At 61.1% G+C, this 24,541-nt stretch carries 23 protein-coding genes; 5 read left to right on the top strand and 18 right to left on the bottom strand.

From position 1 onward, the window contains the following. Positions 1–83: 83 nt before the first annotated feature. The 4 genes from HU743_RS00085 (at position 84) to HU743_RS00100 (ending at position 3,515) form a co-directional block, all read left to right on the top strand. Positions 84–416, top strand: coding sequence for a multidrug efflux SMR transporter (locus tag HU743_RS00085; RefSeq protein ID WP_016771980.1), 333 nt, complete (start codon positions 84–86; stop codon positions 414–416). A 117-nt stretch (positions 417–533) separates the two neighbouring features. Beyond that, positions 534–1,709 carry an FAD-dependent oxidoreductase gene (locus HU743_RS00090; protein ID WP_186637728.1) on the top strand — a complete coding sequence of 392 codons (1,176 nt, stop codon included), beginning with the start codon at positions 534–536 and terminating at the stop codon, positions 1,707–1,709. Continuing rightward, positions 1,706–2,518 (top strand): aldo/keto reductase, encoded by an 813-nt coding sequence (locus tag HU743_RS00095; protein ID WP_186645986.1) that lies wholly within the window; start codon positions 1,706–1,708, stop codon positions 2,516–2,518. Before HU743_RS00090 ends, HU743_RS00095 begins: the two co-directional genes overlap by 4 nt. 31 nt (positions 2,519–2,549) lie before the next feature. After that, the gene (locus HU743_RS00100; RefSeq protein WP_186619571.1) at positions 2,550–3,515 is read left to right on the top strand and encodes a metal ABC transporter ATPase; all 966 of its coding nucleotides are present in this window, start codon (positions 2,550–2,552) and stop codon (positions 3,513–3,515) included. 4 nt (positions 3,516–3,519) lie between these two features. Here the strand turns inward: HU743_RS00100 and HU743_RS00105 are convergent, their stop codons facing one another. The 7 genes from HU743_RS00105 to msbA form a co-directional block, all read right to left on the bottom strand. Beyond that, on the bottom strand, positions 3,520–4,320 hold the full coding sequence (locus HU743_RS00105; RefSeq protein ID WP_186645988.1) for a hypothetical protein: 801 nt from the start codon (positions 4,318–4,320) through the stop codon (positions 3,520–3,522). Positions 4,321–4,375: 55 nt separating this feature from the next. Next, positions 4,376–5,062 (bottom strand): hypothetical protein, encoded by a 687-nt coding sequence (locus HU743_RS00110; RefSeq protein ID WP_186645989.1) that lies wholly within the window; start codon positions 5,060–5,062, stop codon positions 4,376–4,378. Next, positions 5,063–6,037 carry a glycosyltransferase gene (locus tag HU743_RS00115; RefSeq protein ID WP_186619574.1) on the bottom strand — a complete coding sequence of 325 codons (975 nt, stop codon included), beginning with the start codon at positions 6,035–6,037 and terminating at the stop codon, positions 5,063–5,065. Between the two features lie 129 nt (positions 6,038–6,166). Beyond that, positions 6,167–7,588, bottom strand: coding sequence for a bifunctional D-glycero-beta-D-manno-heptose-7-phosphate kinase/D-glycero-beta-D-manno-heptose 1-phosphate adenylyltransferase HldE (gene hldE, locus HU743_RS00120; RefSeq protein ID WP_186637719.1), 1,422 nt, complete (start codon positions 7,586–7,588; stop codon positions 6,167–6,169). 64 nt (positions 7,589–7,652) lie between these two features. Further along, positions 7,653–9,053 (bottom strand): PIG-L family deacetylase, encoded by a 1,401-nt coding sequence (locus HU743_RS00125; protein WP_186645991.1) that lies wholly within the window; start codon positions 9,051–9,053, stop codon positions 7,653–7,655. Positions 9,054–9,057: 4 nt separating this feature from the next. Continuing rightward, on the bottom strand, positions 9,058–9,954 hold the full coding sequence (locus HU743_RS00130) for a GNAT family N-acetyltransferase (protein ID WP_186645993.1): 897 nt from the start codon (positions 9,952–9,954) through the stop codon (positions 9,058–9,060). Next, entirely contained in the window at positions 9,948–11,768 is a 1,821-nt protein-coding gene (gene msbA, locus HU743_RS00135; protein WP_186549416.1) for a lipid A export permease/ATP-binding protein MsbA, read from the bottom strand. The genes HU743_RS00130 and msbA overlap by 7 nt, the downstream gene beginning before the upstream one ends. A gap of 124 nt (positions 11,769–11,892) precedes the next feature. Between msbA and HU743_RS00140 the strand changes: the two genes are divergently transcribed. After that, positions 11,893–12,546 carry a lipopolysaccharide kinase InaA family protein gene (locus HU743_RS00140; protein ID WP_186645995.1) on the top strand — a complete coding sequence of 218 codons (654 nt, stop codon included), beginning with the start codon at positions 11,893–11,895 and terminating at the stop codon, positions 12,544–12,546. Positions 12,547–12,549: 3 nt separating this feature from the next. Here the strand turns inward: HU743_RS00140 and HU743_RS00145 are convergent, their stop codons facing one another. The 11 genes from HU743_RS00145 to waaF all read right to left on the bottom strand — a co-directional run bounded on the left by HU743_RS00145 (position 12,550) and on the right by waaF (position 24,385). Then, complete coding sequence (locus HU743_RS00145; RefSeq protein WP_186645997.1) at positions 12,550–14,010, bottom strand: hypothetical protein; 1,461 nt, start codon at positions 14,008–14,010, stop codon at positions 12,550–12,552. 52 nt (positions 14,011–14,062) lie between these two features. Continuing rightward, entirely contained in the window at positions 14,063–14,971 is a 909-nt protein-coding gene (locus HU743_RS00150) for a glycosyltransferase family A protein (RefSeq protein ID WP_186645998.1), read from the bottom strand. After that, entirely contained in the window at positions 14,964–16,718 is a 1,755-nt protein-coding gene (locus tag HU743_RS00155) for a carbamoyltransferase (RefSeq protein WP_186646000.1), read from the bottom strand. Before HU743_RS00155 ends, HU743_RS00150 begins: the two co-directional genes overlap by 8 nt. 172 nt (positions 16,719–16,890) lie before the next feature. Then, positions 16,891–17,193: a YceK/YidQ family lipoprotein gene (locus HU743_RS00160; RefSeq protein ID WP_238351664.1), complete on the bottom strand. Its 303-nt coding sequence runs from the start codon at positions 17,191–17,193 to the stop codon at positions 16,891–16,893. Between the two features lie 233 nt (positions 17,194–17,426). Then, positions 17,427–18,878, bottom strand: coding sequence for a lipopolysaccharide kinase InaA family protein (locus HU743_RS00165; protein WP_186646004.1), 1,452 nt, complete (start codon positions 18,876–18,878; stop codon positions 17,427–17,429). Further along, positions 18,878–19,630: a lipopolysaccharide kinase InaA family protein gene (locus HU743_RS00170; protein WP_186646006.1), complete on the bottom strand. Its 753-nt coding sequence runs from the start codon at positions 19,628–19,630 to the stop codon at positions 18,878–18,880. Before HU743_RS00170 ends, HU743_RS00165 begins: the two co-directional genes overlap by 1 nt. Beyond that, positions 19,627–20,361 (bottom strand): lipopolysaccharide kinase InaA family protein, encoded by a 735-nt coding sequence (locus HU743_RS00175; protein ID WP_186646008.1) that lies wholly within the window; start codon positions 20,359–20,361, stop codon positions 19,627–19,629. Before HU743_RS00175 ends, HU743_RS00170 begins: the two co-directional genes overlap by 4 nt. Then, positions 20,361–21,167, bottom strand: a complete 807-nt coding sequence (gene rfaP, locus HU743_RS00180; RefSeq protein WP_186646010.1) for a lipopolysaccharide core heptose(I) kinase RfaP — start codon at positions 21,165–21,167, stop codon at positions 20,361–20,363. Before rfaP ends, HU743_RS00175 begins: the two co-directional genes overlap by 1 nt. Beyond that, positions 21,167–22,288 carry a glycosyltransferase family 4 protein gene (locus tag HU743_RS00185; protein WP_186646012.1) on the bottom strand — a complete coding sequence of 374 codons (1,122 nt, stop codon included), beginning with the start codon at positions 22,286–22,288 and terminating at the stop codon, positions 21,167–21,169. Before HU743_RS00185 ends, rfaP begins: the two co-directional genes overlap by 1 nt. Further along, positions 22,288–23,349 carry a lipopolysaccharide heptosyltransferase I gene (gene waaC, locus HU743_RS00190; protein ID WP_186646014.1) on the bottom strand — a complete coding sequence of 354 codons (1,062 nt, stop codon included), beginning with the start codon at positions 23,347–23,349 and terminating at the stop codon, positions 22,288–22,290. Before waaC ends, HU743_RS00185 begins: the two co-directional genes overlap by 1 nt. A 1-nt stretch (position 23,350) precedes the next feature. Beyond that, a complete protein-coding gene (waaF, locus tag HU743_RS00195; protein WP_186637655.1) occupies positions 23,351–24,385 on the bottom strand; it encodes a lipopolysaccharide heptosyltransferase II in 1,035 nt (344 codons plus the stop codon). Positions 24,386–24,541: the final 156 nt, after the last annotated feature.

Here is a 24,541-nt window from a genome sequence, read left to right on the forward strand (position 1 = left end):
CAGATAGGTAATGACTTTACCCCATCTGTCGAATCCCTAATATGGCGCCTCAGCAAGCAACGATTTATTCGAGGAATGAAACCATGAACGCCTATGTCTATCTGGCCATTGCCATCTGCGCCGAAGTGATAGCCACCGTTTCGATGAAAGCGGTCAAAGGCTTCAGTACACCACTGCCGCTGATTCTGGTCATCGTCGGCTACGGCATCGCCTTCTGGATGCTGACGCTGGTGGTGCGCACCGTGCCGGTGGGGGTCGCCTACGCCGTGTGGGCGGGGATGGGCATCGTCATGGTCAGCGTCGCGGCGCTGTTTATTTACGGGCAAAAGCTCGACGTGCCGGCGATGCTGGGGATGGCGTTGATCGTGCTGGGCGTGGTGGTCATTCAGCTGTTTTCGAAGACTGCAGGGCATTAAAAAGCAGCCGCAAGTTTCAAGCGGCAAGCCGCAAGCATTGCTGATTTGCTGGTCCGGGTTGCAGCTTGAAGCTTGAAGCTTGAAACTTGCGGCTTCTTCAAGCTCCGAGGTCGCTGCATGCCATCCGTTATTTCCACCGACGTTCTGATTGTCGGCGCTGGTGTCGCCGGCCTCTGGCTGAACGCGCGCCTGCGCCGCCAAGGGTTTTCGACCGTGCTGGTGGAGAGCGCCAGCCTCGGCGGCGGGCAGAGTCTCAAGTCCCAGGGCATCATCCACGGCGGCGCCAAGTACGCGCTGCACGGTGCGCTGACCGGCGCCTCGGAGGCGATCGCCGACATGCCGCGCCGCTGGCGCGAAGCGCTGGCCGGTAATGGCGAGCTGGACCTGTCCGGTGTGCGCCTGCTGTCTGAAGCGCATTACCTGTGGTCGCCAGGCACTTTGGCCGGCAACCTCACCAGTTTCTTTGCCAGCAAGGCCGTGCGCGGCCGGGTTGATCAGGTCAAGGGGGACGAGCTACCCCTGGCCCTGCAAGACAAGCGCTTCAAGGGCAAGGTCTACCGTCTCGCCGAACTGGTGGTGGATGTGCCAAGCCTGATCCGGCGACTGGCCGATCTGGCCGGTGACGGTCTGCTTGCCGGTCAGCTTATCGAGCCGCTGCTGGAAGCAGGTGTGCTGGTCGGCCTGAAAGTCGATGGCCGCGCGATCCGCGCACAACGCATCGTCCTCAGCGCGGGGGCCGGCACCGCCGAACTGCTCGAAGCCCTCGGCCTGAGCCGTCCGGCCATGCAACGCCGGCCGCTGCACATGATCCTCGCCAAGGGTCCTGGCCTGAAACCGCTGTACGCCCACTGTCTGGGCGGCGGCACCAAACCGCGCATCACCGTGACCACGCACCCGGCGGATGACGGCCAGTGGGTCTGGTACATGGGCGGCGACATTGCCGAAAGCGAAGGGGTGGCCCGCGAGCCGGCCGAACAGATTGCCACCGCGCAAAAAGAAATCGCCCAATTGCTGCCGTGGATCGACCTGAGCACCACACAGTGGGCGACCTTGCGAGTCGACCGCGCCGAGCCGCTGCAAACCGGGCTGACGCGCCCGGACAATGCGTTCCTGGCCGAAGAAGGTCGCCTGCTGGTGGGCTGGCCGACCAAACTGGCACTCGCGCCGGACTTCGCTGATCGGGTCCTCGCCTCCCTGCAACGCGACGGTATCCAGCCGCAAGCGGCAGAACCTTTACCAGCCCTGCCCAAACCACCGCTGGGTGTCCCGGCCTGGGAGCAACTGTTGCCATGACCATCGCCACCCTGCATGACCTGCATCGCCCGCTGGGCAGTACCGGCCTGGTGGTTTCGCCGCTGGGCCTGGGCACCGTCAAGCTCGGCCGCGACCAAGGCGTGAAATACCCTAACGGCTTCCAGATTCCCGACGACGACGCCGCGCGAATGCTGCTCAGGCAAGCGCGGGAGTTGGGCATCAACCTGATCGACACGGCCCCGGCCTATGGCCGCAGCGAAGAACGCCTCGGCCCGCTGCTGCGCGGCCAGCGTCAGGATTGGGTGATCGTCAGCAAAGTCGGCGAAGAATTTGCCGACGGTCTGTCGCGCCACGACTTCAGCGCCGCGCACACGCGAATGTCGGTCGAGCGCAGCCTGCAACGTCTGGAAACGGATTTTATCGACCTGGTGCTGGTGCACTCCGATGGCAACGACCTGGCGATTCTCGAATACGAAGAGGTTTACGCCACACTCGCGGCGCTCAAGGCCGAAGGCAAGATCGGTGGTTTCGGCTTTTCCGGGAAAACCGTCGAAGGCGGTCTGAAAGCCTTGGAGCAAGGCGACTGCGCCATGGTCACCTACAATCTGAACGAACAAAACGAGAGCGCAGTCATTGACTATGCTGCTGCCCACGGCAAAGCCATTCTGGTAAAAAAAGCCCTGGCCAGCGGTCACGTTTGTCTGAGTCCGGGTGTTGACCCGGTGCGCGCCAGCTTCGAATTGCTCTTTACCCGGCCCGGCGTCGCCAGTGCTATCGTCGGCACGATCAATCCGCTGCACCTCGCCCATAACGTAGCGACCGTTGCTCAGGTCCTGCGTGGTCACTGACGCCGCCCCGCGGCCTGAAGCAGGAGCCGATATGCCGCGTACGCTCATCAGAAAGAACCCGAGCAACTTCAAGACGCTGCCGCTGTTCGTCGAAGCCACGCCTGAAGGCCTGAGCTATCAGAGCGTCGGCATGCCGCTGAACTTCGCCCAGACCTTGCAGAGGCGCAAACCGGTGAGCGTGGCGGACAGCGAGCGCTTTTCTCTGGAGCTGGCCAACCTCGGTGTTTCCGTGCGGCTGACCCTGCATTGGCAGAACCGCGATTATTGGGTGCTGGTGCGCCAGCGCCGCCAAGACCGCGGCGATGTCGTGCTGAAGCTGATTTCCGGTTACGTGCCGGCCCATGAGTTGAACATTCCGCTGCACACGGCGATTCAGGAAATTGCCGAAGAGTGTTTGCTGGAAACTCCGGAAGGCTGGCTCGGCGGGCGCTTCAACGATACCTGGCTGCCGGCGCCGTACGCCGCCGCGCTGCATTACCGTGAGGCGCTGCCGTTTCGCCTGACGCCGCTGTCCGGCTCGGCGCGTCCGGTACGCTGCGCCAATCTGCAATTGCTGGAACGGCCCCGGGCATACGTGCACTTGCCGACCGCTTCACTGCAATTGATCTATGACTTGCGCCTGGAAATCCCCAAGGAAGCCAAATCTTTGAGCCTGTTTCATGTCGATGAACGACTGGAGGGCGATCAACTGGTGGCCAGGCTCGATCGAAAGCGTCCCGACCTGTACCTGATGCCCCTCGAAGACGGCAAGCCATTGGCCGAGCTTTACACCCTCAAGCGTGACAAGCTGGTGCCGGCCAGCACCCGCGGGCTGCACCTGGCAGAAAGTTTCGCCAGCCAGCAAGGCTGGGTCGTGCAGGAAGAGCGCATCCGCTGGAAGGACTGGCTGGTGCAGCAGGGATTGCAACCGGCGCAGGCGCCACGCTCGGGCCTCAAGCAGTTGAGCATCAAGGCCCTGCGTCTGGTCGGCCTGGGCAAGAAACGCGCGAGCAAATAGCCGATCAGCGTCGGCGATCGATCCAGGTGCGCAACGTCGCGAAAAAGTGAAAGTAGCGGTTTTCGCGTTTGCCCATGCCGCGCTTGGGCGAAAACGACTCATCGGCGTATGCACCGTTGATGCGCACCCGCGACGCCTGGGTCGGCAACGTGCAGACCTTGGCACCCGCCTGGAGCAGCGCGTACTTGAGCAACCGCTCGGAGTGCAGTTTTCTGCCCGTCGCCTGGCAAAAGTCGAAGATCCGCTCGATCCGCTTGCCATACGCCACGTAGGTATCGCGCCCGCACACGGCGAAGCGGTCGTTGAGGCCGCCCCACCATTGCCAGTCCGGCACATAGACATTGTGCCGGCGGGCCTCGGGATGGCTGAACACGTAGCCGGGCAGTGCGCTGTGGAAGAAGTTGTCTGGTCGCACAAACACAACGAAATCCGGCCCGAAAGGCTCCATCAACGTGGTCACGGTATGCAGCGAGTTGAGCTGATAAATCAGGTTGCGCAACGACGCATAGTCATCTGCCCAGGTATCGCCCTGCGCCTTGACCCGCTCGAAATCCCAGCGTTCCAGCACACCGTCGGTCGAGGTCAGCGAGCCAGTCATCGATTCGAACGGCTGGTAGTTGTCCGCCTTCAGCTCGCCCTGCTCGCCGGAGCGGGTGTTCTGCACTTCATCGATTTGATACAGATGGTAAAAGCACTTCACCTCGCTGCCCGCCGGCAACTGCGCCAGCACGTTCTGCTCGATGGAAGGGAAACAGATCGACGAATTTCTCGGAATCCCGAAAAAAGCCACGGCGATTTTCAACACGCAACGACACCTTTTGAAAGTGGCCCGGAGCCGCCGGCAATACCGGCCGCGCGGCTCATTGTCGGCGGAACAGTTTTTGCCACCAGCGCCGGGGCTGTAGCGGCACGACGATGACGTCGGATTTCTGCAACCAGTCCCGCTCGTAATCCCAGGCATGACCGCCCCATAACTTTCCCGCCTCGTTGGAGAAACCCAGGGTCATGAGTTGATAGGTATAACCGACGTGACCGCGCAACCAGTCAAACAGCACCAGGGTGTTGAACCCGGTAGAGGGGCCGACGTAGCGTTTGCCGCCCGGCCGGTCGACCGGGTAATTCCACAACGGTGGCAACGGGATGCGATCCCAGTACATCGCCACGCGCGGCAACGGACACATCGGCGCGGCGCAGCCCACCAGCATGGTGAAACAACGCTCGCCCGAACGCTCGAACAATCGCTGCACATCGGCCCCGCAGGGCAAACCGAAAAAGTAGGCGTCCGGCGCGTTGTAGCCGTGCACAAAGACGTTGACGCTCTGCGCGTTGAGCAGCGGCGCCTTGATGCAGGTATTGAAGCTGACGACGACGTCGTCCGCGCCGATGTTCAGCGCCTGAAAATCGGCTGCCGTGATCGCCGGGTTGTTGGCAATCAACACCACGCGCGCCGCACGCTGCAAACACTCGCGCAAGGCCTCGGGCAAGGCCTGCAAAACCGATTGGTCGCCGCCGGGCAGCGCATCCAGCGCCATGTGCTGATCGCTCATTCAGGCCGGCACCTTCATGCCGTAACGCAGCTTCACCCAAAACCGGGTGAACGCCGAAGGCGGCTGCCATGGGCGCATCTCGCGCTGGATGGCTTCGGCGAGTGCTTGGCCGACCCGGGAAAACGAGTAGCGGCTTTCGGCAAACATCTGACCGTTGCGGGCGATACCCTGGGCCAGCTCCGGGTTGTCCTGCAGCAGCTTGATCTTCGCCACCGCCTCGTCTTCGCTGCGATAGAACACGGTGTTGTGCATGTCTTCGAAGCCGAGCAGGCGGTCTTCTTCACCCTGACTCCAGGCCAGCAATACACAGCCGCACGCCATGGCTTCGAAGTTCTTGATCATGAACTCGTTCATACCAATATCGGCGCTGACAAAAATCTTGATGCGATTGAGCGTTTCCAGATATTCCGCCCCCGATTGGGTGCGGGTCACCAGCATGCCCGTGCGCTTGGCCAGCGATTCGAGCATCGCCTTGCGCTCGGCGTATTCGGTGCTTTTCAGGCTGCCGAGAAAACCGATGGGAATGTCGCGCTCGACGCCGGTGTTATGCAGCATCTGTTCGTCGTAGCCCTTGGAGACGAACACTGTGTCGATGCCTTCCGCGAACATTTTGCGCGCGACCACGGCACCCGATACCAGCGCCCGGCAACTCGGCAGGCGGCGGTAAAGGCGCGAATAAACGCCACGGTATTTACTGGCGGGCATGTAGTTCTGATAGGCGTCGTGTTCAAGAAACACCAGCCCAGGGATGCATTGGAGTACCCGCAATTGCGGAGCCAGACGCTTGACCCGCGAGAAAATCACCACACGGTCGAAGGTCTGATAATCAACCGAGGCCAGAAACGGCCCCAGGTTCATCTGCTGCTGCTTGCTCAACCGATAGATGAAACACTCATCACAGTTCTGCTGCACGATATCGTAGAGCCGGTCGAGAATGACCCGCTGCTCGTCCATCACCAGGAGCATGACCTTCATAAACTGATTGACCACATAAGATTGGGAGGCAAGCGCAGCGGATTCAAACCTGCCACATCAACGCAAACGGCGCGATCCCCAAGGCAAAATCCGTTTGCACACAGTTCACTACGGTAAGAATTCATCTGATCAGCGACTGCGGATTTTTTCGACAATCGCGGTCGTCGAGCTGTTTTCCACCAGACCCAACACTTTTACGGTGCCGCCATAAGCAGTAACGATGTCAGCGCCGACCACTTGGTCGATGCCGTAATCGCCGCCCTTGACCAGCACGTCCGGCTTGACTTCGCGCAGCAGGTTTTCCGGCGTGCCTTCAGGGAAGCTGATCACCCAATCCACGGCTCCCAGCCCGGCAAGAACGGCCATGCGCCGATCGACGCTGTTGATCGGACGACCAGGGCCTTTGAGGCGGCTGACCGAAGCATCATCATTGACCGCCACGATCAGACGATCGCCCTGGGCCCGGGCCTGCTCCAGATAGGTCACATGACCGGCGTGCAGGATGTCGAAACAGCCGTTGGTAAAGACGATCTTTTCGTTATGCGCACGGGCATCGGCCACGGCCAACAGCAGTTGTTCCAGGCCGAGGACACCGCGCTCGGAGCCTTCTTCACGCTGAATGGCGCGGCGCAGTTCCGGGGCACTGATGGCCGCGGTACCGAGTTTGCCGACAACGATGCCGGCAGCCAGATTGGCCAGCGCCACCGCGTGCGGCAGTTCTTCCCCGGCGGCAATCGCGGCGGCCAGCGTCGAAATCACGGTATCGCCGGCGCCGGTCACGTCAAACACTTCACGGGCTCGGGCCGGCAAGTGCAGCGCCGGTTGGTCCGGACGCAGCAGGGTCATGCCGTGTTCGCCACGGGTGACCAGCAGCGCGCCGAGGTCAAGATCGTGCATCAGCGTCGCGCCCTTGCTGACCAGCTCGTGCTCGTCGGCACAACCGCCGACGATGGCTTCGAATTCGCTGAGGTTCGGGGTGATCAGGCTGGCGCCACGGTAGATCGAAAAATCCTTGCCCTTCGGATCGGCCAGCACCGGGATGTTTTTCGCCCGGGCCGCCTGAATCAGCGCCTGATGGTTTTTCAAGGCTCCCTTGCCGTAGTCGGAAAGCACCAGCACCTTGATGCCTTCGAGCAAGTCATCGACCTGCGAGCCGAGGGCCAGCGCGTCGGTGGCGAACGGTTCCTCGAAGTCGATACGCAGCAGTTGCTGGTGCCGGCTCATGACCCGCAGCTTGACGATGGTTGGCTGGTGCGCAATGCGCTGGAACAAGGCGCGTACGCCCGCGCCCTTGAGGCTGTTGCTCAGGCTGTCGGCGGCTTCGTCATCACCGGTCACCCCGACCAGCGAGGCCGGCGCACCCAGCGCGGCAATGTTCAAGGCAACGTTCGCGGCACCGCCCGGACGGTCTTCGATTTGCTCGACTTTAACCACCGGCACCGGTGCCTCAGGGGAAATCCGTGAGGTTCCGCCATGCCAGTAACGGTCGAGCATGACATCGCCGACTACCAAGACAGGGGCTTGATCGAAACGCGGCATGGACAACTTCATGGAGCAACCCACATACAAAATGAACAGGGGCGCGATATTAACACAGGGTAAAGCGCCGTCCGCTTCAATCTGAAAGGTCGCGCACCCAGAACAGCTCATGACGCCGCACGGCCTTGCGGAAAAACTCGTTACTGCCGGTGACAGGCCAGCGCCGCCCTGCAAGCACCTGCTGGATCAAGCGGCGCAGCTGTCGCTTGAAACCCTCCGCGCCCTGCAAGTCATGCTCCATGGCCAGCGCCATGGCCTTGTCCAGTTGCACATCCGGCGACAGCACCGGACTCCACAAACGATCGGCCGGCAACGGCTCGATCGCCGGCGGCAACGCAATACCACTGCCGGCCGGGCCCATGGGCCAGCGGTCGTTGTCATGCAGATGATTGGCGTACATCAGCAGGGTCGCCGGTTTCCAGGAACTGGCGGCGATGGCTTCCAGCACGGCGCGGGTGGAGGCCACGTGATCGCTGTGCGGGTCAAGCTCGGGATGAGGCGTGACAACCACTTCGGGGCGAAAGTGCTCCAGCAGTGCCTGGAGATCGGCCACCAGATGGGTCCAGGTCGGCGCACCGTCAACATCGCCCGGCAGGCGCAGCGGGTTGTGCCGTCGGACACTGCGCACATCGTTCTCGCCAGACTCACGCGAGCCGAATGCTGTATCGGGCGCGTCGGCCATGGCCGGCAATTGCAGACAGTAGTACCCCAACTGCACGCACCGAGCGGCGGGCACCCCGCCCCATAGAGGAATGGTCAGACTGTCCCAACTGCGCAGCCTGCCCTTCAACCGTGCCGCCTGAGCCTTGTCCAGTCCCAGCCGCTGAAAGTCGTCGGCTTCTATCTCGCCCTGAGTCAGGGTGACGATGCTCACTTCTTCGCTGCGACTGTAAAGGCCGAACGCGGCCAGCTCCGCGTCGTCGGCATGGGGTGCAATGACCATGACCCGCTGTCGGGCATAGTCAGGATTAGCCAGCACCCACAACGTGCCCGCCGCACCGAGTGTGCAGTGGCGGCCACGCAAGGCCAGGGCGTTCTGTGCCAGCGCCGCGGCCTGCCCCGACAGATTGACAAAGCGACGCCCCCTGACCCCACGCTCGAACTCCTGGCGATCGTCGCCCACCTCGATGTAAGGGTCCCGCCAACGCCCCAGCCAGGTGGCTTTGACTGCGAGTTCCAGCAGCAGTGTTTCGCCTTCGGCCAGCGGCTCACTCAGACGCACGACGCCAGCGTCGAAGCTCACAGCCTGACGCGCGGTGCCGACGGGAAAGTGATAGTGATAGTCGTCAGTCGCCCGATAGAACAGGTGATCGGCAAACCACGCCTCATGAGCCACCCACGCGAACACCAGCAGCACCGGCACCAGCCACCAGCCCAGCCAGAACCCGGTTGCGAGCAGCGCGATCAGGAACGCGACAAGGAACAATCGCTTGCTGCGTCGATGCGCCTTGAGCAGCTGTTGTTTGCGAGCAGTCATGGCTTCAGACCTTGTAGACGGGCACCGTGTGGCACCAGCGATCCTTGTATTCACGGTCGGCACGACCGAACGAATAGCGCAGTGTTTTGCCCAGCGCCTGCGCATCCGCCCACGCCTGCTGGGTGTTGACGAAACTCAGCACGCTGCCCGGGCTGAACTCGCGGCTTTGCGGGTCAACGCCGCCATTGACGTACTCGAGCGAAACCCATTCCGGCGCCTCGACCCGGTACAGAATCTGGATCGCGACAGGCGCCGACTCCAGCATGACCACCGAACCGGTCATGAACTCGCGCAGCAGGGTGAACACCTCGACCAGCCCGGCCTTGCCAGGTACTTCAAAGCCCCAGCGGCGCTGGAACAGATCGCCGTAAGCGGCGGCCTGCTCTTGCGGCGTGAAATCAGACATTGGCACCAGCGAGCCGCCCGCTTCTTCCAGCAGGCGCTGTTCGCGACGCTGGTTGTAGCGAAACTTCTTCGAATAATCCTCAGGCAGCCGCGCCAGCGCCAGGCCTTCGGGTTGGCTGCGCAGGGTGCTGATCCGCTCGGCATTGAGTTGCGACACGTAGGCCATGCGCTGACGCACCGGGACCACAACGTCCGGGGCGATCGGCAGAATCAGCTCGGCATTGCCCATGTCGAGCAGCCCGCGCTTGCCCTCGCGCTTGAGCACCTCTTTGGACAAGGCCGCGTGCCTGCCCCAGCAGGCAACGGCGGCGACCACTTTCCCGTCGACGATCCAGCCCAGGTAGCGCAGCTTGATGCCGACAAACGTCGACAATCGTTCGACAACCTCGGGGTGCGTCGCAACACTGCCGCCAAAGCGCTGCCAGGCCTGCGCATAGGCCGCCTGGTCGATCTCGCTCCAGCCGCGTTCACGCCAGACGCGAAACGCCGTCAGCATAGGTCGGTCGCATGGGTCGGTTGCGGCTCATCACCTTCTTCGAACTCTTTGGCGTGCAAGCGCGAGTAGTAACCGTTGAGTTCCAGCAGTTGAGCATGGCTACCACGCTCGACGATCCGACCCTCGTCCATGACCAGGATCAGATCCGCCTTCTCGATAGTGCTCAAGCGGTGAGCGATCACCAGTGTGGTGCGGTTCTGCACCACGTGATCGAGCGCCGCCTGGATATGCCGTTCGGATTCGGTATCGAGGGCCGATGTGGCCTCGTCGAGAATCAGCAGCGGCGCATCCTTGAGCAATGCCCGGGCGATGGCTATACGCTGACGCTGACCGCCGGACAACAGCACGCCGTTTTCGCCGACCAGGGTTTCATAGCCTTGCGGCATCTTGACGATGAACTCATCGGCGTAGGCCTCGGTGGCCGCGCGCTTGACCTCATCGAACGGCGCACCCGCCAGATCCCCGTAGGCAATGTTATTGGTGACCGTATCGTTGAACAGGGTGACCTGCTGGGTGACGAGCGCGATCTGCCGACGCAGGCTGCGCATGGTCAAGTCCTGCACCTGCACGTCATCAAGCAGAATCTGCCCCTGTTCGTGCTGATAGAAGCGCGGAATCAGCCCCGCCAGGGTGGACTTGCCACTGCCGGAGCGCCCCACCAGCGCAACCATCTGCCCCGGCTCGACAACGAAACTGATGTCGTCGAGAACTTTCTTCTCGCTGTTGGGATAGCTGAAGCTGAGGTTGCGCACTTCCAGGCGCCCTTGCAGACGGTCACGCTCGACCGTCCCGCGGTCGATTTCCGCCGGCTCGTCAAGTTGCTCGAAAATGCTTTCGGCACCGGCCACGCCTTTCTGGATCGTCGAGCTGACTTCGGAGAGCTGGCGAATCGGCTTGGGCAGCAGACCCGCCATGGTGATGTAGGCCACGAGGTCGCCGGGCGAGGCATCGCCGCGCAGGTACAGGACCAGAAACATCACCACCGCCATCGCGCTGTACGTGACCAGTTGCAGCATCGGCGTGTAGACCGCGCCGGTCTTGGTCATGGTCAGTTGCTTGTCGGTGTTGCTCTGGCTGGCGTCACGGAAGCGCACCTTTTCATAGGTTTCGCCGCCGAAACTGCGCACGACACGGTAACCATGAATCGTCTCGGAAGCGACGTGGGTGACATTACCCATCGACACCTGAATCTTCTTGCTCTGCTTGCGGAATTTTTTGCTGGTGCTGTTCACCATCAGGCCGATCACCGGCAGGATGGCGACCATGACCAGGGTGAGCTTCCAGTTCATCCACAACAGCGTGCAGAACAGGAAAATCACCGTCATGCCTTCACGAATGACCACTTTGATCGCATCCGTGGCAGCGCCAGTGACCATGGTCACGTTGAAGGTAATGCGGGAAATCAGGTGACCGGAGTTGTTCTTGTCGAAATAGCTGTTGGGCAGGTCCAGCAACTTGTTGAACAGCACCACTCGCAGGTCATGCACCAGCCCCAGAGAAACCCGGGCCAGGAAGTAGTTGCCCAGGTAAGACCCGACCCCTTGCCAGACGGCAATCAGTACGATCAACAGCGGCACGCTTTCGAGCAATTGCAACTTGCCCAGATAAGGGTTGCCCGGGAACAGGGCGGCCTCCGGATTGGCCAGGCCGTCGACGAAATATTTGAGGATGTAGGCCAACATCGGTTGGGTCGATGCGAAAATCAGGAACCCGACGATACTCAGGATGAACAGGCCGGCGTAGGGCCGCACGTAAGCCAAAAGGCGGAAATAGATCGCCAGCGTAGACTGGGCTTTCGGTTCAGGACTGCTCATGGGAATCCGCGCAAATCAGTGAGGCGGCGATGATATCACAGGCCCTTTTGTGCCAATAAACATGACTGGGCGCCAGCCTTGGCCAAGTCGGTTAAGATAGCCGGCTCACGATGGGGAGTCAGGCATGCAATCGATTGATCACAGCACTTACGAGGCACTGCGCAAGGGTGCACACGTACTGGAAGCCGACGGCTCCGGCGACAAGGTGCTGAGGCTGGCCGACGGTCGCATGCTCAAACTGTTTCGCCGCAAACGCCTGTTCAGTTCAGCGCTGTTCTTCCCCTACGCTCAACGCTTCGCCAATAACACCAGGGCGCTGGAGCAGCGCGGCATTCTGTGTCCGAGCGTGATTGCGGTTTACCGTATTCCGAGCATTCAGCGCGACGGCGTTTATTACACGCCGTTGGCGGGCGAAACCGTGCGACAGTTGCAGGGCACGGCGCAAGAAACCGATACGTTGCGCGCCCGGCTGGGAGCGTTCATCGCGCAACTGCATGAAAAAGGCGTGTACTTTCGCTCGTTGCACTTCGGCAATGTGGTACAGACCCCGGAAAACCACCTCGGCCTGATCGATATCGCCGACCTGCGCTGCCAGGCACGCGCCCTGAGCGACAGCAAGCGCCTGCGCAACTTTGCCCACCTGCTTCGCTACAAGGAAGACCGCCAGTGGTTACTCGGCAACGACGCCGGCCAGACCTTTCTCGAGGGCTACCGTCAGGCACTGCCGCATAACCGCCAGGCGCCGCTGATCGAGCGCCTGCGCCCGCTGCTCTACTGAGCCTTACGGGCCGATAACCAGAATCGTGGCGCCCTTACGGTTGGCGAAGCGCTCGATGATGCGCATCTTGTGCGCCACCAGCCACGCCTGCAGCCACGGCTCATCGCCTTTGCCTTCAATCAGGAAGTAGCGGTAATTACCGGCGTACTGCGGGGACATCGCCTGCTCACGGGTCAGCTCAGGCACGACATAACCCCGCCCGGCGTAGTAGCTGATGCGGCCGTCTTCGAACCAGGCGGCGGCATCCCGCTCGACGTGCGTGGACATCCAGCGCCCCGCCGCAACGTAATGGGTCTTCCCGCCGCCAGTAGAAATCACGTTGGACAGCATCACCAGCAGCGCCGCGACGACCAGCACCTTGGTCCAGCGGGGAAACTGCCGGGCAAAAGCCGCCAGCGCCAAGGCCAGTGCCGGCACACATAACAGGTTCAGGAAACTCAGGTAACGGGTATTCATGAACTGCTGTTTGATGAAGAAAAGGATCAGCACGACCAGATACAGCAGCGCAGCCCAGGCGAAAGGACGATAGTCACGCCAGTAGGCACCCAACACTGCCCAATTGCGACGCAGCACGAAAGGCACGGCAAACGGACCCATCAACTTGACGAAACCTATCACCAGCGCGGCCAGCATGCCGAAAAACACGATGCGCCCGGCTTCGTCTTGCGAATATTTGTTGATCAGCGAATTGGCAAACTGCTCCGAAAGCATCTGGAACGAGGCATACACGCTATGGGGCGCAATCATGTCCAGATAAACCATGAAGCGCGCCGACATGAATACGCCCCAGGCAGACGCGGCCACCAGCCCCAACACTGGCAGCAGGGCGAACTGCACAAACTGCATGCGCCGCTCGGAAGACCACAGATTGGGCAACTGCCACAGCCCTAGCGCCGGCAGCAACAGCAAGGCTTCCAGGCGAAACAACGCTGCGAAGACAATCGCCAGATGAATCAGGATTGCCCGCAACCAGCCGCCACGGTCCTGCCAGCGCAGCGCCAGCCAAAGGGTCAGCGTGCAGAAGAACCAGAAACCACACTCGCGGATGATGTCGTTTCGAAAGGCATTGACCGCAGGCATCGCCAGCACGACCAGACACGCCCAGCCGGCGATTTCGGGAGAGCGCCGACGGACACAATCGACCATCAACGCAGAGGTACCGGCGAAAAACAGCCCACACCAGATATAAGCACTCAGCTCCAGCGGCAAGTGCACGAAGCGATGGGTCAGTGCCAGGAGGATGGAAAACCAGGGCCAGTCGAAGTGCAGCCAGGCGACATCAGGTCCATGCTCGACTACCTGTTGCGCGATATCGATGTATAACGCGGCGTCTCGCCCGACCGTTGCGATACCCGACACAGCAATCAGCGACAGTAGGATACTCGCCCAGAACGCCACACTGACCGGTCGCTCATTGATTACTTGAGCGGCCTTGACCGCCCATTTACTGTCCGTACCTTTCACCCAGCCCCCTCAACATCACGCGCCACAGGTACGCAAAAAAACAATAAACCGACTATCGGAACAGCAGGCGCAAGGCTTTACGCAAGTACGACCAACGCCCAAGGATGCGCCAGTCGGCACGTAGCGCTTGCATATAAAACGTCTTGGCCAGTGCGTATTCGCCATGGGAGTAGCAGTCACGAAACAAGGACAGGCAACGCTGGGCCAGGAAAGCCTGGCGCAAGTCCTGAAGCTCCTGCGGCATCCGCTGGCTTGAAAAAACTTCATTGACGACTTGCTCTGTTCCGGCCGCAAGGCTCTGCCGCAAGTCATGACGCATGCTGTCAGCGTGCTTGTAAATCAGCGCCAGAGGCTGCTCCACCACACTGCACGGAAAGCGCGCCAGGACTTGGGCAAACACCGGCAGGTCCTCCACGTTGCGCAGGTGTTCGGGGTAGCCCCCTGGAGCAAATACCTCGCGATGCATGGCGCAGGCGCCGTTGGAGATCGACACCGTCTTGTCCAGCAGATAGCCCTTCACCCGCTGGCGCATTGTGAGCGGCAACGGCTTGGCTGCCTGCAGGCTGCGCTTGCCGCCGGCGAAGACCGACCAGTGAGCGCCGATAATCATCCGGCTCTGTGGATTACTCGCGATATGCGCCGACAGTGCCGCCAGCGCTCCGGGCGCCATCTCGTCGTCCGCATCGAGAAAAATCAGGAAACGCCCGGTGGTTTCCTCGATCCCCAGATTGCGCACCGAAGACAGTCCGCCATTGCCCTTGCGCAAGGCACGAAAACGCCCGGCGTGTTCGGCCTGAAGCGCGTCCACCACCTGAGGCGTCGCATCTGTCGAGCCATCATCTATCACCAATAGATCCGCTGCAGCCTCATGCAACTGCGCCAACACCGATTCCACCGCACGTGGCAGCGACTTGGCGTAGTTGTAAGCAGGAATGACGACGCTGATCAGTGTCTCAGTCAAGACTGTTTCCCTGCACACCCTCTTTGACGACAAGAATATCTTCCATGATCAGATATTGCAGGTCAGAGCCGAAAAACATGTTCAGCGCGTCGGTCGGCGAACAGATCATCGGCTCGCCACGGCGGTTGAGCGAAGTGTTCAACGACACGCCATTGCCTGTCAGGTCTTCCAGCGCTTTCATCATGTCGTAGTAGCGCGGGTTGTATTCACGCTTGAGCACCTGTGCACGGGAAGTACCATCTTCATGGACAACTTCCGGCACGCGGGTCTTCCACTCTTCAGCCACTTCGAAGGTGAACGTCATGAACGGCGCCGGGTGATCGATCTTGATCATTTGTGGCGCAACGGTGTCAAGCATCGACGGGCAGAAAGGCCTCCAGCGCTCGCGGAACTTGATCTGGTGGTTGATCCGATCAGCCACACCGGCCACGCTTGGGCAGCCGATAATCGAACGACCGCCCAGTGCGCGCGGACCGAATTCCATACGCCCCTGGAACCAGGCCACCGGGTTGCCCTCGACCATGATTTTGGCGATCTGCTCCGGCATGTTGTCGAGCTTGCGCCAGGCCGGCTTGTTTTCATGGCGGGCGCAGGCGGCAATCACGTCCTCGTTGGAGTACGACGGGCCGAGGTAGACGTGCTCCATCTTCTCGACCGGCACACCGCGGGCATGGGACACATACGCCGCTGCACCGACTGCGGTGCCGGCATCGCCGGAAGCAGGCTGTACGAACAATTCCTTGATGTCGTCGCGGGCAATGATTTTCTGATTCAGCTTGACGTTCAACGCGCAGCCACCGGCGAAGGCCAGCTTGCCGGTTTCCTTGAGCACGTCGCCCAGGTAATAGTCGATCATCTGCAACGCCAGCTTTTCGAACAGCGCCTGCATGCTGGCGGCGTAGTGAATGTACGGTTCGTCAGCGATGTCGCCTTCGCGCTTGGGACCCAGCCACTCGATCAGCTTCGGCGAGAAGTAAAAACCCTTGCCCTTCTCTTTGTAGCGACGCAGGCCGATGACGTTGGCATAGTCGGTGTTGATCACCAGCTCGCCATTCTCGAACGAGGCCAGCCGCGAGAAATCATATTTGCTGGCGTCGCCATACGGCGCCATGCCCATGACCTTGAATTCGCCGTCGAGCATCTCGAAACCGAGAAACTCGGTGATCGCACCGTACAGGCCGCCAAGAGAGTCCGGATCAAAGAACTCCTTGATCTTGTGAATCTTGCCGTTTTCGCCATAACCGAAAAAGGTTGTGGCGTACTCACCCTTGCCGTCAATGCCGAGGATCGCGGTTTTTTCTTTGAAACCGGAGCAGTGATAGGCGCTGGAAGCATGAGCCAGGTGATGCTCGACCGGCTCGATCTTGATCTTTTTCGGATCGAAACCCAGTTGCTCGAGACACCAGACGATCTTGTTGCGATAGCGCTTGTAACGGCGATTGCCCATCAGGATCGCATCAAGGGCGCGATCCGGGGCATACCAGTAGCGCTTGGCGTAGTGCCAGCGGGCCTTGCCGAACAGACTGATCGGGGCGAACGGAATTGCCACCACGTCAACGTCAGATGGTCTGATGCCGGCCTGCTCAAGGCAGAACTTTGCCGATTCGTAAGGCATGCGGTTCTTTGCATGTTTATCGCGTACGAAGCGCTCTTCCTCGGCCGCCGCAACCAGCTTGCCGTCGATGTAAAGGGCTGCGGAAGGATCATGGCTAAGGGCGCCGGACAGGCCAAGAATCGTCAATGCCACAGGGGTCTAGCCTCTTTAGTCTGCATACAGGCGCGATGCGCCTTGAAAATTGATGTGCCCTCGCGCAAGGCGAGTGACAGCTAAAGGGCGGGATTATAGCGTAAACATGAAGGGAATTACCCTGTGCGAATGGCACTGGCGTGAACGGCTTGTTAAAAACACGTCCGAAGCTTTAATAGCCACCCTTGCGCCAGTAAATACTGAGGTTACCGTCAGTCGTCTGGCGATAAATCGTATAGGGCAGCGCCACCGTGTCGAAGACGGCGGAGAGCGGCAGATCGAGCAATACGAAGGGCGCCAGGAACCCCGTTGGGTCGGGAGGCGCATTCAATACGCAGAAATCAAAGGCCAGGCCGCTGTACACCCGCGGAATCGACTGGCAGTAGGTTTTCTGTTTGCGCAGGTCGCGAGCGGCCTCGGCATCGTCCTGCAGGACCGTCGCGGCGCTGCCGCAGCCCGATAAGACCCATGCCAAGGCACCCGATGCCACTGTCCCTTTTATGCTCAAGACTCACCCTCCAAGATTGACGGGCAAGTTAGCACCGGGATTTGGCAGGGGACAGTTCATGGCTTCTGCAGAGGCAGTAGGAAAAGTCTCCGGTACTTGTCCGCTACTTACTGCCAGCAGCAAGGTTCAGTGCGTTTGGCATTTTTTCGCGAGCAGGCTCGCTCGCGCAAAAGAGAATGCCGCGAGAGAGCGAGCCTGATTCAGTCAGGGCTGGAGGCTGTTTTTGGCAAGCGCTGATCGATCACCTGGTACAGCGCGCTGGTTTCAGGCCAGTTACGCATGAATCGCGCACGGTCGCGAGCGTAGGCCGGGGCGAAACTGCCGATAGAACCGTGCTGACACATCGAATCCAGATCAATCAGTGCCCAGCGATCGTTCTGCCAGAACAGGTTGTGCCCCTTGAAATCACCGTGACTGATGCGCTCGGCAATCAATCGCGCAAAGAGCTGATCCAGCGCCAGCAACTCGGCTTCTGGCGCCTGGCCATCGTCCACGTACGGAGCAAAACGTTCGATGATGTCCGGCCCTGGCAAAAACTCTGTCACCAGATAGGCACTGCCGCGCAACCACAAAAAGCGCTTTTCCAGCACCGCCAGCGGTGTCGGCGTGGCGATGCCGAGGAACGCCAGACGATTGCCTTCACGCCACGAATGCCAGGCCCGACTCGGGCGCCAGAAGCGTTTGAGCCAATGAGCGAAACCCTTGATATTGTAGCGTTTGACAAGCAGCGTGCGGCCGTCCGCCTGAACCCTGCCGACACTGGCAGCACCACCGGTCTTGTACAGATGCCCTTGATCAAGCAAGACGTCCGCCTGATCGAGCACGGACAGCATTGCGACTTCTTCCTCGCGGCGAATGGCACGCAGGCCAAATGCACCGCGCTGAACCGCGAACAAGGTGCATTCCCGGCCAACCTTGATCAGATAATCCTTCAGGCGCCAACTGCGCACCTTGTCGATCTGCTTCTGCAGGGCTTCCAGTGGCAATGCATGCTCGCTGTTGCTCAACAGGTAATACACCAGCAATTCTTCGGTAAACGGTTCAAGCGACTTGGGCAACTGGGCAAAGAACACACCGAGGTTTTCCAAGACTTTTTGCCGGGACAATGGCTGGCCCGCGGTCTCGGCGCGAATCCCGGCACCGTCGATCAAGTACAACTGACCACCATGACGCAGCAGATTGTCCAGGTGTAAATCTTCCTGCCAGAGACCTTTGCCGTGCAGTCGGCCGATGGCATCCAGCGCTTCGGCCAACACGGCGGCTTGCTCGTCAGCCAGCGCCGGCAGCGCCTCGACCATCGCCCAGGCATCACCGAGGCTTTCGGCGTCTTCAAGGAACTCAAAAAGCAGCCAGCCACCCTCTCCGTCCCGCAAGCCATCGGCCAGCAGCAACGGCGTGGTCATGCCTTGCGCTGCGAGCAGCTTGACGCCTTCGAGCTCGCGCTGAAAATGCCGCGCCGCTTTGCTGCCGACCAGCAACTTGGCCAACACCGGCCGGCCGCGCCACACCCCAGCCCCCACGTAGCGCTGCCCCGGCAGGACTCGCAGCAGTGTCAACAGTTGCAGATCGGCGCTGCCGGCCGCATCGGCCAGCGACACCGTCAGCGGCAACGACGGTGTGCGTCCGGCGTTTTTCAGGTCGGACAACTGCATCAACGCGTCTCCTTGTGACTGCGGCGTGCCGTCATGCGCACAAGCCAGCTATCAACCAGCGAACTGTCCGCCGGCTGGTCGAGATAAGCGGCCAACAATTCGCGCAGTTGCGCATGGCTCCACTGCGGCGCACGCCGCACCAGCGGCTCCAGGTCCCTGACCCGGTCACGCTGGCCGAACAGCAGCGGGCGGTTTTTTTCCAGGTCGATCAACTGCGCCCGATAGTGATCGCCTGTGGCCTGCATGAAGATGTGCTTGGGATAGAAGCAACCGTGCACCTGACGCCGGCCATGGAGCAGTCGCGCCAGTTGCCCGCAGGCTTTGAGCACGGCCGAGTGCTGCGCCACGGTCAGACTCGGCCAGCGTTGCAGCAGCGAGTCGAGGTCGTCCCAACCGTCCAGCGCCCGGGTCAGGAGAACCGCACGGACTTCGCCCTTGATCTTGCGCTGGCCAAAAAACACCGCCTGCAACGCGGGTATGCCCAGCTCGCGATAGCGGCTGATATTGCGAAACTCCCGGGCAAAGGTCGGCTCGCCGAAGGGCGCGTGCAAGGTGCGAGTCAGGTAATTGCACTGGCGCTTGAGATAGAAGGCACGGCCTTCGAGTTCAAGACGAAACACGCTGCTCCAGCCGCCGCCATCGGTATTCGGCTCATCGACCGCCTCCAACTGCCGGGCCCACAGTGCATCGAAGGTGTCGAGGCCGTGGCGCTCAAGCAACGCGCGATCTTCAGCGGCCAGAAAATCAGTCATTCTCGTCCCTCGAAAAATCTCACCACGTGCCGAATGCGTTTCTTGTCGGCTGCATTGAGCCGGTCACATTGGCGGTATTGCAGGTAAAAACGCAAACGCTGAGTGTTGGTCAGGTGATATTTGGCGACCTTGTCGAGACACGCCAGATCCTTGGTGATCCGGTACTTGAGCCAGAAGCCCCGCCAAAAATCGCCGTTCGGGCAATCGATCAGAAACAGTTGCGCCTGATCGTCGATCAACAGATTGCGCCACTTCAAGTCGTTATGGGTAAAGCGCTGGTCATGCATTGTCCGGGTATAACCGGCCAGTTGCTGGCTGATGCCGTCCACCCAGGCACGATCCTTGAGCTTGGGGTCCTTGCGCTCGGCCAGCGCCGAGAGGTCCTCGGTACGCGGCAGTTCGCGCGTTATCATCGCCCCACGGTCGTATGCCGCACCGCGTCGTTCAAGGCCCCACGCCACCACTTCAGCGGTGGGAATGCCCCATTTGGCAAAGCGCTTGAGGTTCTGCCACTCCATCTTCACCCGCGGCTTGCCCACGTAACGACGCAGGCCTTTACCGGCGCCGACGTAGCGCTTGACGTAATAATTGACGCCGTTGCGCTGCACCCGGATGACTTCCGACAGCGGATCACGGGTCAGGCGCTCGCCCTGCAAGGCAAACACAGCGTCGAGGCTGCCGAAGTCTTCGGCGAGTTCACGGTACTGCGGCTCAAGCGTCCAACCCGCCATCAGAGCGCATCCCCGTAACGCTGCTTGCGCGCATACAACTTGCTGGCCTTGCCTTCCAGCCAGCGCAGCAGCGGCGCTTCTTCAGCCAGGATCTGTCGTAGCGGTTGCTGGAAGTAGCCCTTGAGAAAGCGCAGTTTGTCGCGGCGGGTCAAACCGATGTCCAGCGCGGAAAAATACAGCGCCGCCAGGTCCTTGTCGCGCCAGCGCCGGGTAATGGCCGAACGGGTCTGGGCGCGGTGCAAGTCGATCACCGAGAGCTTGAAGTCATCCGCGGCAACCGGTTTGTCGGTGTGCAGCAGGAAGTGGCAGATGTAGCAGTCGCGGTGATTGACGCCGGCGCGATGCATCATGCCGGTCATGCGCGCGACCTCGGCGATCAGTGCGCGCTTGAGCGTCGGCTCGGGCGGCTGCTTGACCCAGTCGATACTGAAATCTTCGAGGCTGATGGTCGGCGCCAGCTCTTCGGTAACGATGAACGAGTGCTGATCCGCCGGGTTGCTGCCCTTCTCGCCGTAGGCGACAGCGGTCATGGTCGGTACGCCGGCTTCCTGCAGGCGTTGAATGGCCTTCCACTCCTGGCCGGCGCCGAGCACCGGCAGCTTGGCGGTAAGCAGGTTCTTGAAGATCTCGCCCCAGCCGATGCCACGGTGGATCTTGACGAAAAATCCGTTGCCATCGACTTCCGTGCGCAGTGTCCGGCGCGCTTCCAGCTCGCGGTATACCTCGCCCTGCAAGCCTTCGACTTCGGCGAACGGGTCGCGTCCGGCCCAAAGGCTCTTGAACGGTTCAGCCAGCATCAACTTCATTAAGCGTGCTCCGCCAGAATCACATCGGCCGCGTGCTGCGGCATGCTGTAGAGGTCGGCCGTTTCGGCGAAGGCCAGGCCGTTGCGGCTCCACGCTGCGCGGGCAGCGTCGTCGCTCAACATCTCGCCCAGATATCGGGTCAGTTGCGCCTGCTCGAACGGCTCGTCCAGCACTCGCCCGGCATCCGCCTCGGCAATGTAATGGGCGTAACCGCAGACCGCGCTGACCAATACCGGCAAGCCGGCGACCAGCGCTTCAAGCAGCACCGTACCGGTGTTTTCGTTGTAGGCCGGATGTATCAGCAGATCGGCGCCCAACAGAAAACGCGGGATATCGCTGCGCCCCTTGAGGAAGGTCACATTGTCGCCCAAACCCAACGTTGCACTCTGCATCTGGAATAATTTGGGGTCATCCTGGCCGATTACAAACAGCCGAGTGCGTTTTCGCAATTCGGCTGGCAGTGCCGCCAGCGCTTTCAGGCTGCGATCGACACCCTTGGTCTTGAACCCGGAGCCGATCTGCACCAGCAGCAGTTCGTCATCCTTCAGATTGAATTCAGCGCGAAAACCGGCGCGAATCTCATCGGCATCCGCCGGACGACGACGATCCTGAGCAATGCCCGGCGGCAGCAGATGGAAGCGCTCAAGCGGCGTGCCGTAGTGCTTGATGAACAGCGGCTGCTGCACTTCGGAAATCATCAACACTTCAGTTTTCGCGTCTTTGGCGAACACCGCGCGCTCATACTCGGCGAAGTGGCGATAACGGCCCCAGCGGCGGTACAGCGAGTTGCGCAGGTTCTGCGCCTTGTCTTCGAAACAGCCGTCGGCGGCGTAGTAGACGTCCAGGCCTGGCATCTTGTTGAAGCCGATCAGGCGGTCCACCGGGCGTTTGGCCAGATCCGCCGCCATCCAGGCACTGAGTTTTTCATTGCGACGGTGATTGAAGAACGCCTTGACCGGCGCCACCAGCACTTCGAAACCGGGCGGTACATCGCCCTCCCAGATCAGCGTGTACACACGAATCTGGTGGCCGCGTTTCTGGCATTCGAGGGCGATGCGCATGAAGTCGCGCTGCAAGCCACCGAACGGAAAATATTTGTACAGGACGAAAGCCAATTGCATCAGCGCAGCTCCTCAGCCATTAACAACGTGCTCAGTCGGCTGGCGACACGCTCGGGATTCAAACGCGTGAAGCACAACGGCTGCTCACGCTTGAGGTCAAACTGACGGGCATCCTGCGCAGTCGGTTGATAGGTGCATTTCTTTTGCAGGCACGGTGCACACGGGAAGTCGCTGCCCAAGTGAATCTGCAACTTGCCGTAAGCACCGGTGAGACCCGGGTTGGTCGGTCCGAACAGCGAGATGGTCGGCACGTCCAGCGCCGCAGCCAGATGGCCGAGACCGGTGTCCACCGCTACGCAGGCTTGCGCGCCGGCGAGAATTTTGCCGACGCCGGCCAGATTCAGTTTTGGCAGCACTTCGGCGTGCTTGAAACCCGCGGCTATGCGTTCGGCACGGGCTTTTTCCTGCGGGTTGCCCCACGGCAGCTTGACGCCCACGCCCAGATAGCCGACGCGTTCGGTCAGTTCGCGCCAGTAGGCTTCCGGCCAGTGCTTGCTGTCCCAGGTGGTGCCATGGAGGAACACGACGAAGGCGCTCTTGCGCGGCAGCTCGACCAGGCGCTCGACGTTGAGGCCGTAATCGCCGAGACCTTTGGGCAAGTCATAGCCCAGCGCAATGGCGAACAACTGGCGCACGCGCTCGACGGCGTGCTGCCCACGGGCCACGGCCAGCTTGCGGTCGTAGAAACGTGCGGCCATCGGCTCGCGGGCCGAACCTTTATCGAGGCCGGCAACCGGGGCCTTGACGTAGCGAGTCAGCCAGGCGCTTTTCAGCAGGCCCTGGGCATCGATCACCAGATCGTATCGATTGGTGCGCACGCTTTGCTTGAAGCGTTTCCACTCGCCGCTGGTAAGCGTCTTCCAAAGGTTCTTGCGCCAGCGACGGATCGCCACCGGAATGACTTTATCGACGGCCGGGTGCCACGTCGGGATTTCGCCGAAGCCTTCTTCCACAACCCAGTCGAACTTGATTCCGGGGATCGCCCGGGCGGCGTCGGTCAGCGCTGGCAGCGCGTGAATCACGTCGCCCAGCGATGAAGTCTTGATCAACAGTACCCGCAAGTTAATGAACCTCGACCACGGAGCCTTGCAACTTCTGCAAGGCATCATTGACCGCGTCCGGCATCAGCTGGCGCAGGCAGTTGTAATGGCCGAAACGGCAGGTCCGGTCGAAGCAGGGACTGCATTCGATACCCAGCCGAACGACCTCGACATGTTCGGCCAGCGGCGGCGTGAAGCCCGGCGAGGTCGAGCCGTAGACGGCGACCAGCGGACGGTTCAATGCGGCGGCGACGTGCATCAGGCCGGAGTCGTTGGAGACCACTGAATCAGCGCAGGACAGCAGGTCGATGGCTTCGGCCAGCGAGGTGTCGCCGCTGAGGTTGACCGACTCTTCACGCAGACCGGGAATCAGCCGTGCGCGGATGTCTTCGCCCACCGCGTGATCATTTTTCGAGCCAAACAGCCACACCTGCCAGCCTTCGCGGATGCGCGCTTCGGCGACTTTGGCGTAATGCTCGGACGGCCATCGCTTGGACTCGCCGAACTCGGCGCCGGGGCACAGGGCCAACACCGGCCGGTCGAGGGTCAGACCGAACTTGCCCAGCGCGGCTTCGCGAGTCACCGGGTCGATCTGCAGGCTCGGGCGGGGATAGGGTTTGGGCAGCTCGACGTTCGGCTCGAAGGCCAGAGCCATGAAGCGCTCGATCATCAGCGGATAACGTTCTTTGTCGAGGGTGCGCACGTCGTTGAGCAGGCCATAGCGGAACTCGCCGCGCCAGCCAGTACGTTTCGGGATGCCGGCGAAAAACGGCACCAGCGCCGACTTCAGCGAGTTAGGCAGCAGGATCGCCTGATCGTACTGGCCGGCCAGAGATTTGCCGATACGCCGACGGGTCGCCAATTCGAGCGCACCGTGGCCGAGCGGGAAGCTCAAGGCCTTGCGCACTTCAGGCATGCGCTCAAGGATCGGCCGGCTCCATTCTGGCGCCAGCACGTCGATTGCGCATTGCGGGTGGCGCTGTTTGAGACACTGAAACAGTGTCTGCGCCATTACCATGTCACCGACCCAACTGGGCCCAACGATCAGAATATTCATGTGCTTTCCAAAAACGAACCGGGGAGGCATTTACGCCTCCCCGCCTCGAGAATTCTACAAACATTGTAGATCGACTATGGGAGCGGGCGGCTCGCGAAAGGGCCTATCCATTCAATATTTCTGCCGTCCGACACTCCGCCTTCGCGGGCAAGCCCG

The organism is Pseudomonas sp. SWRI99 (assembly GCF_014270125.1).
Classification (GTDB): domain Bacteria; phylum Pseudomonadota; class Gammaproteobacteria; order Pseudomonadales; family Pseudomonadaceae; genus Aquipseudomonas; species Aquipseudomonas hamedanensis.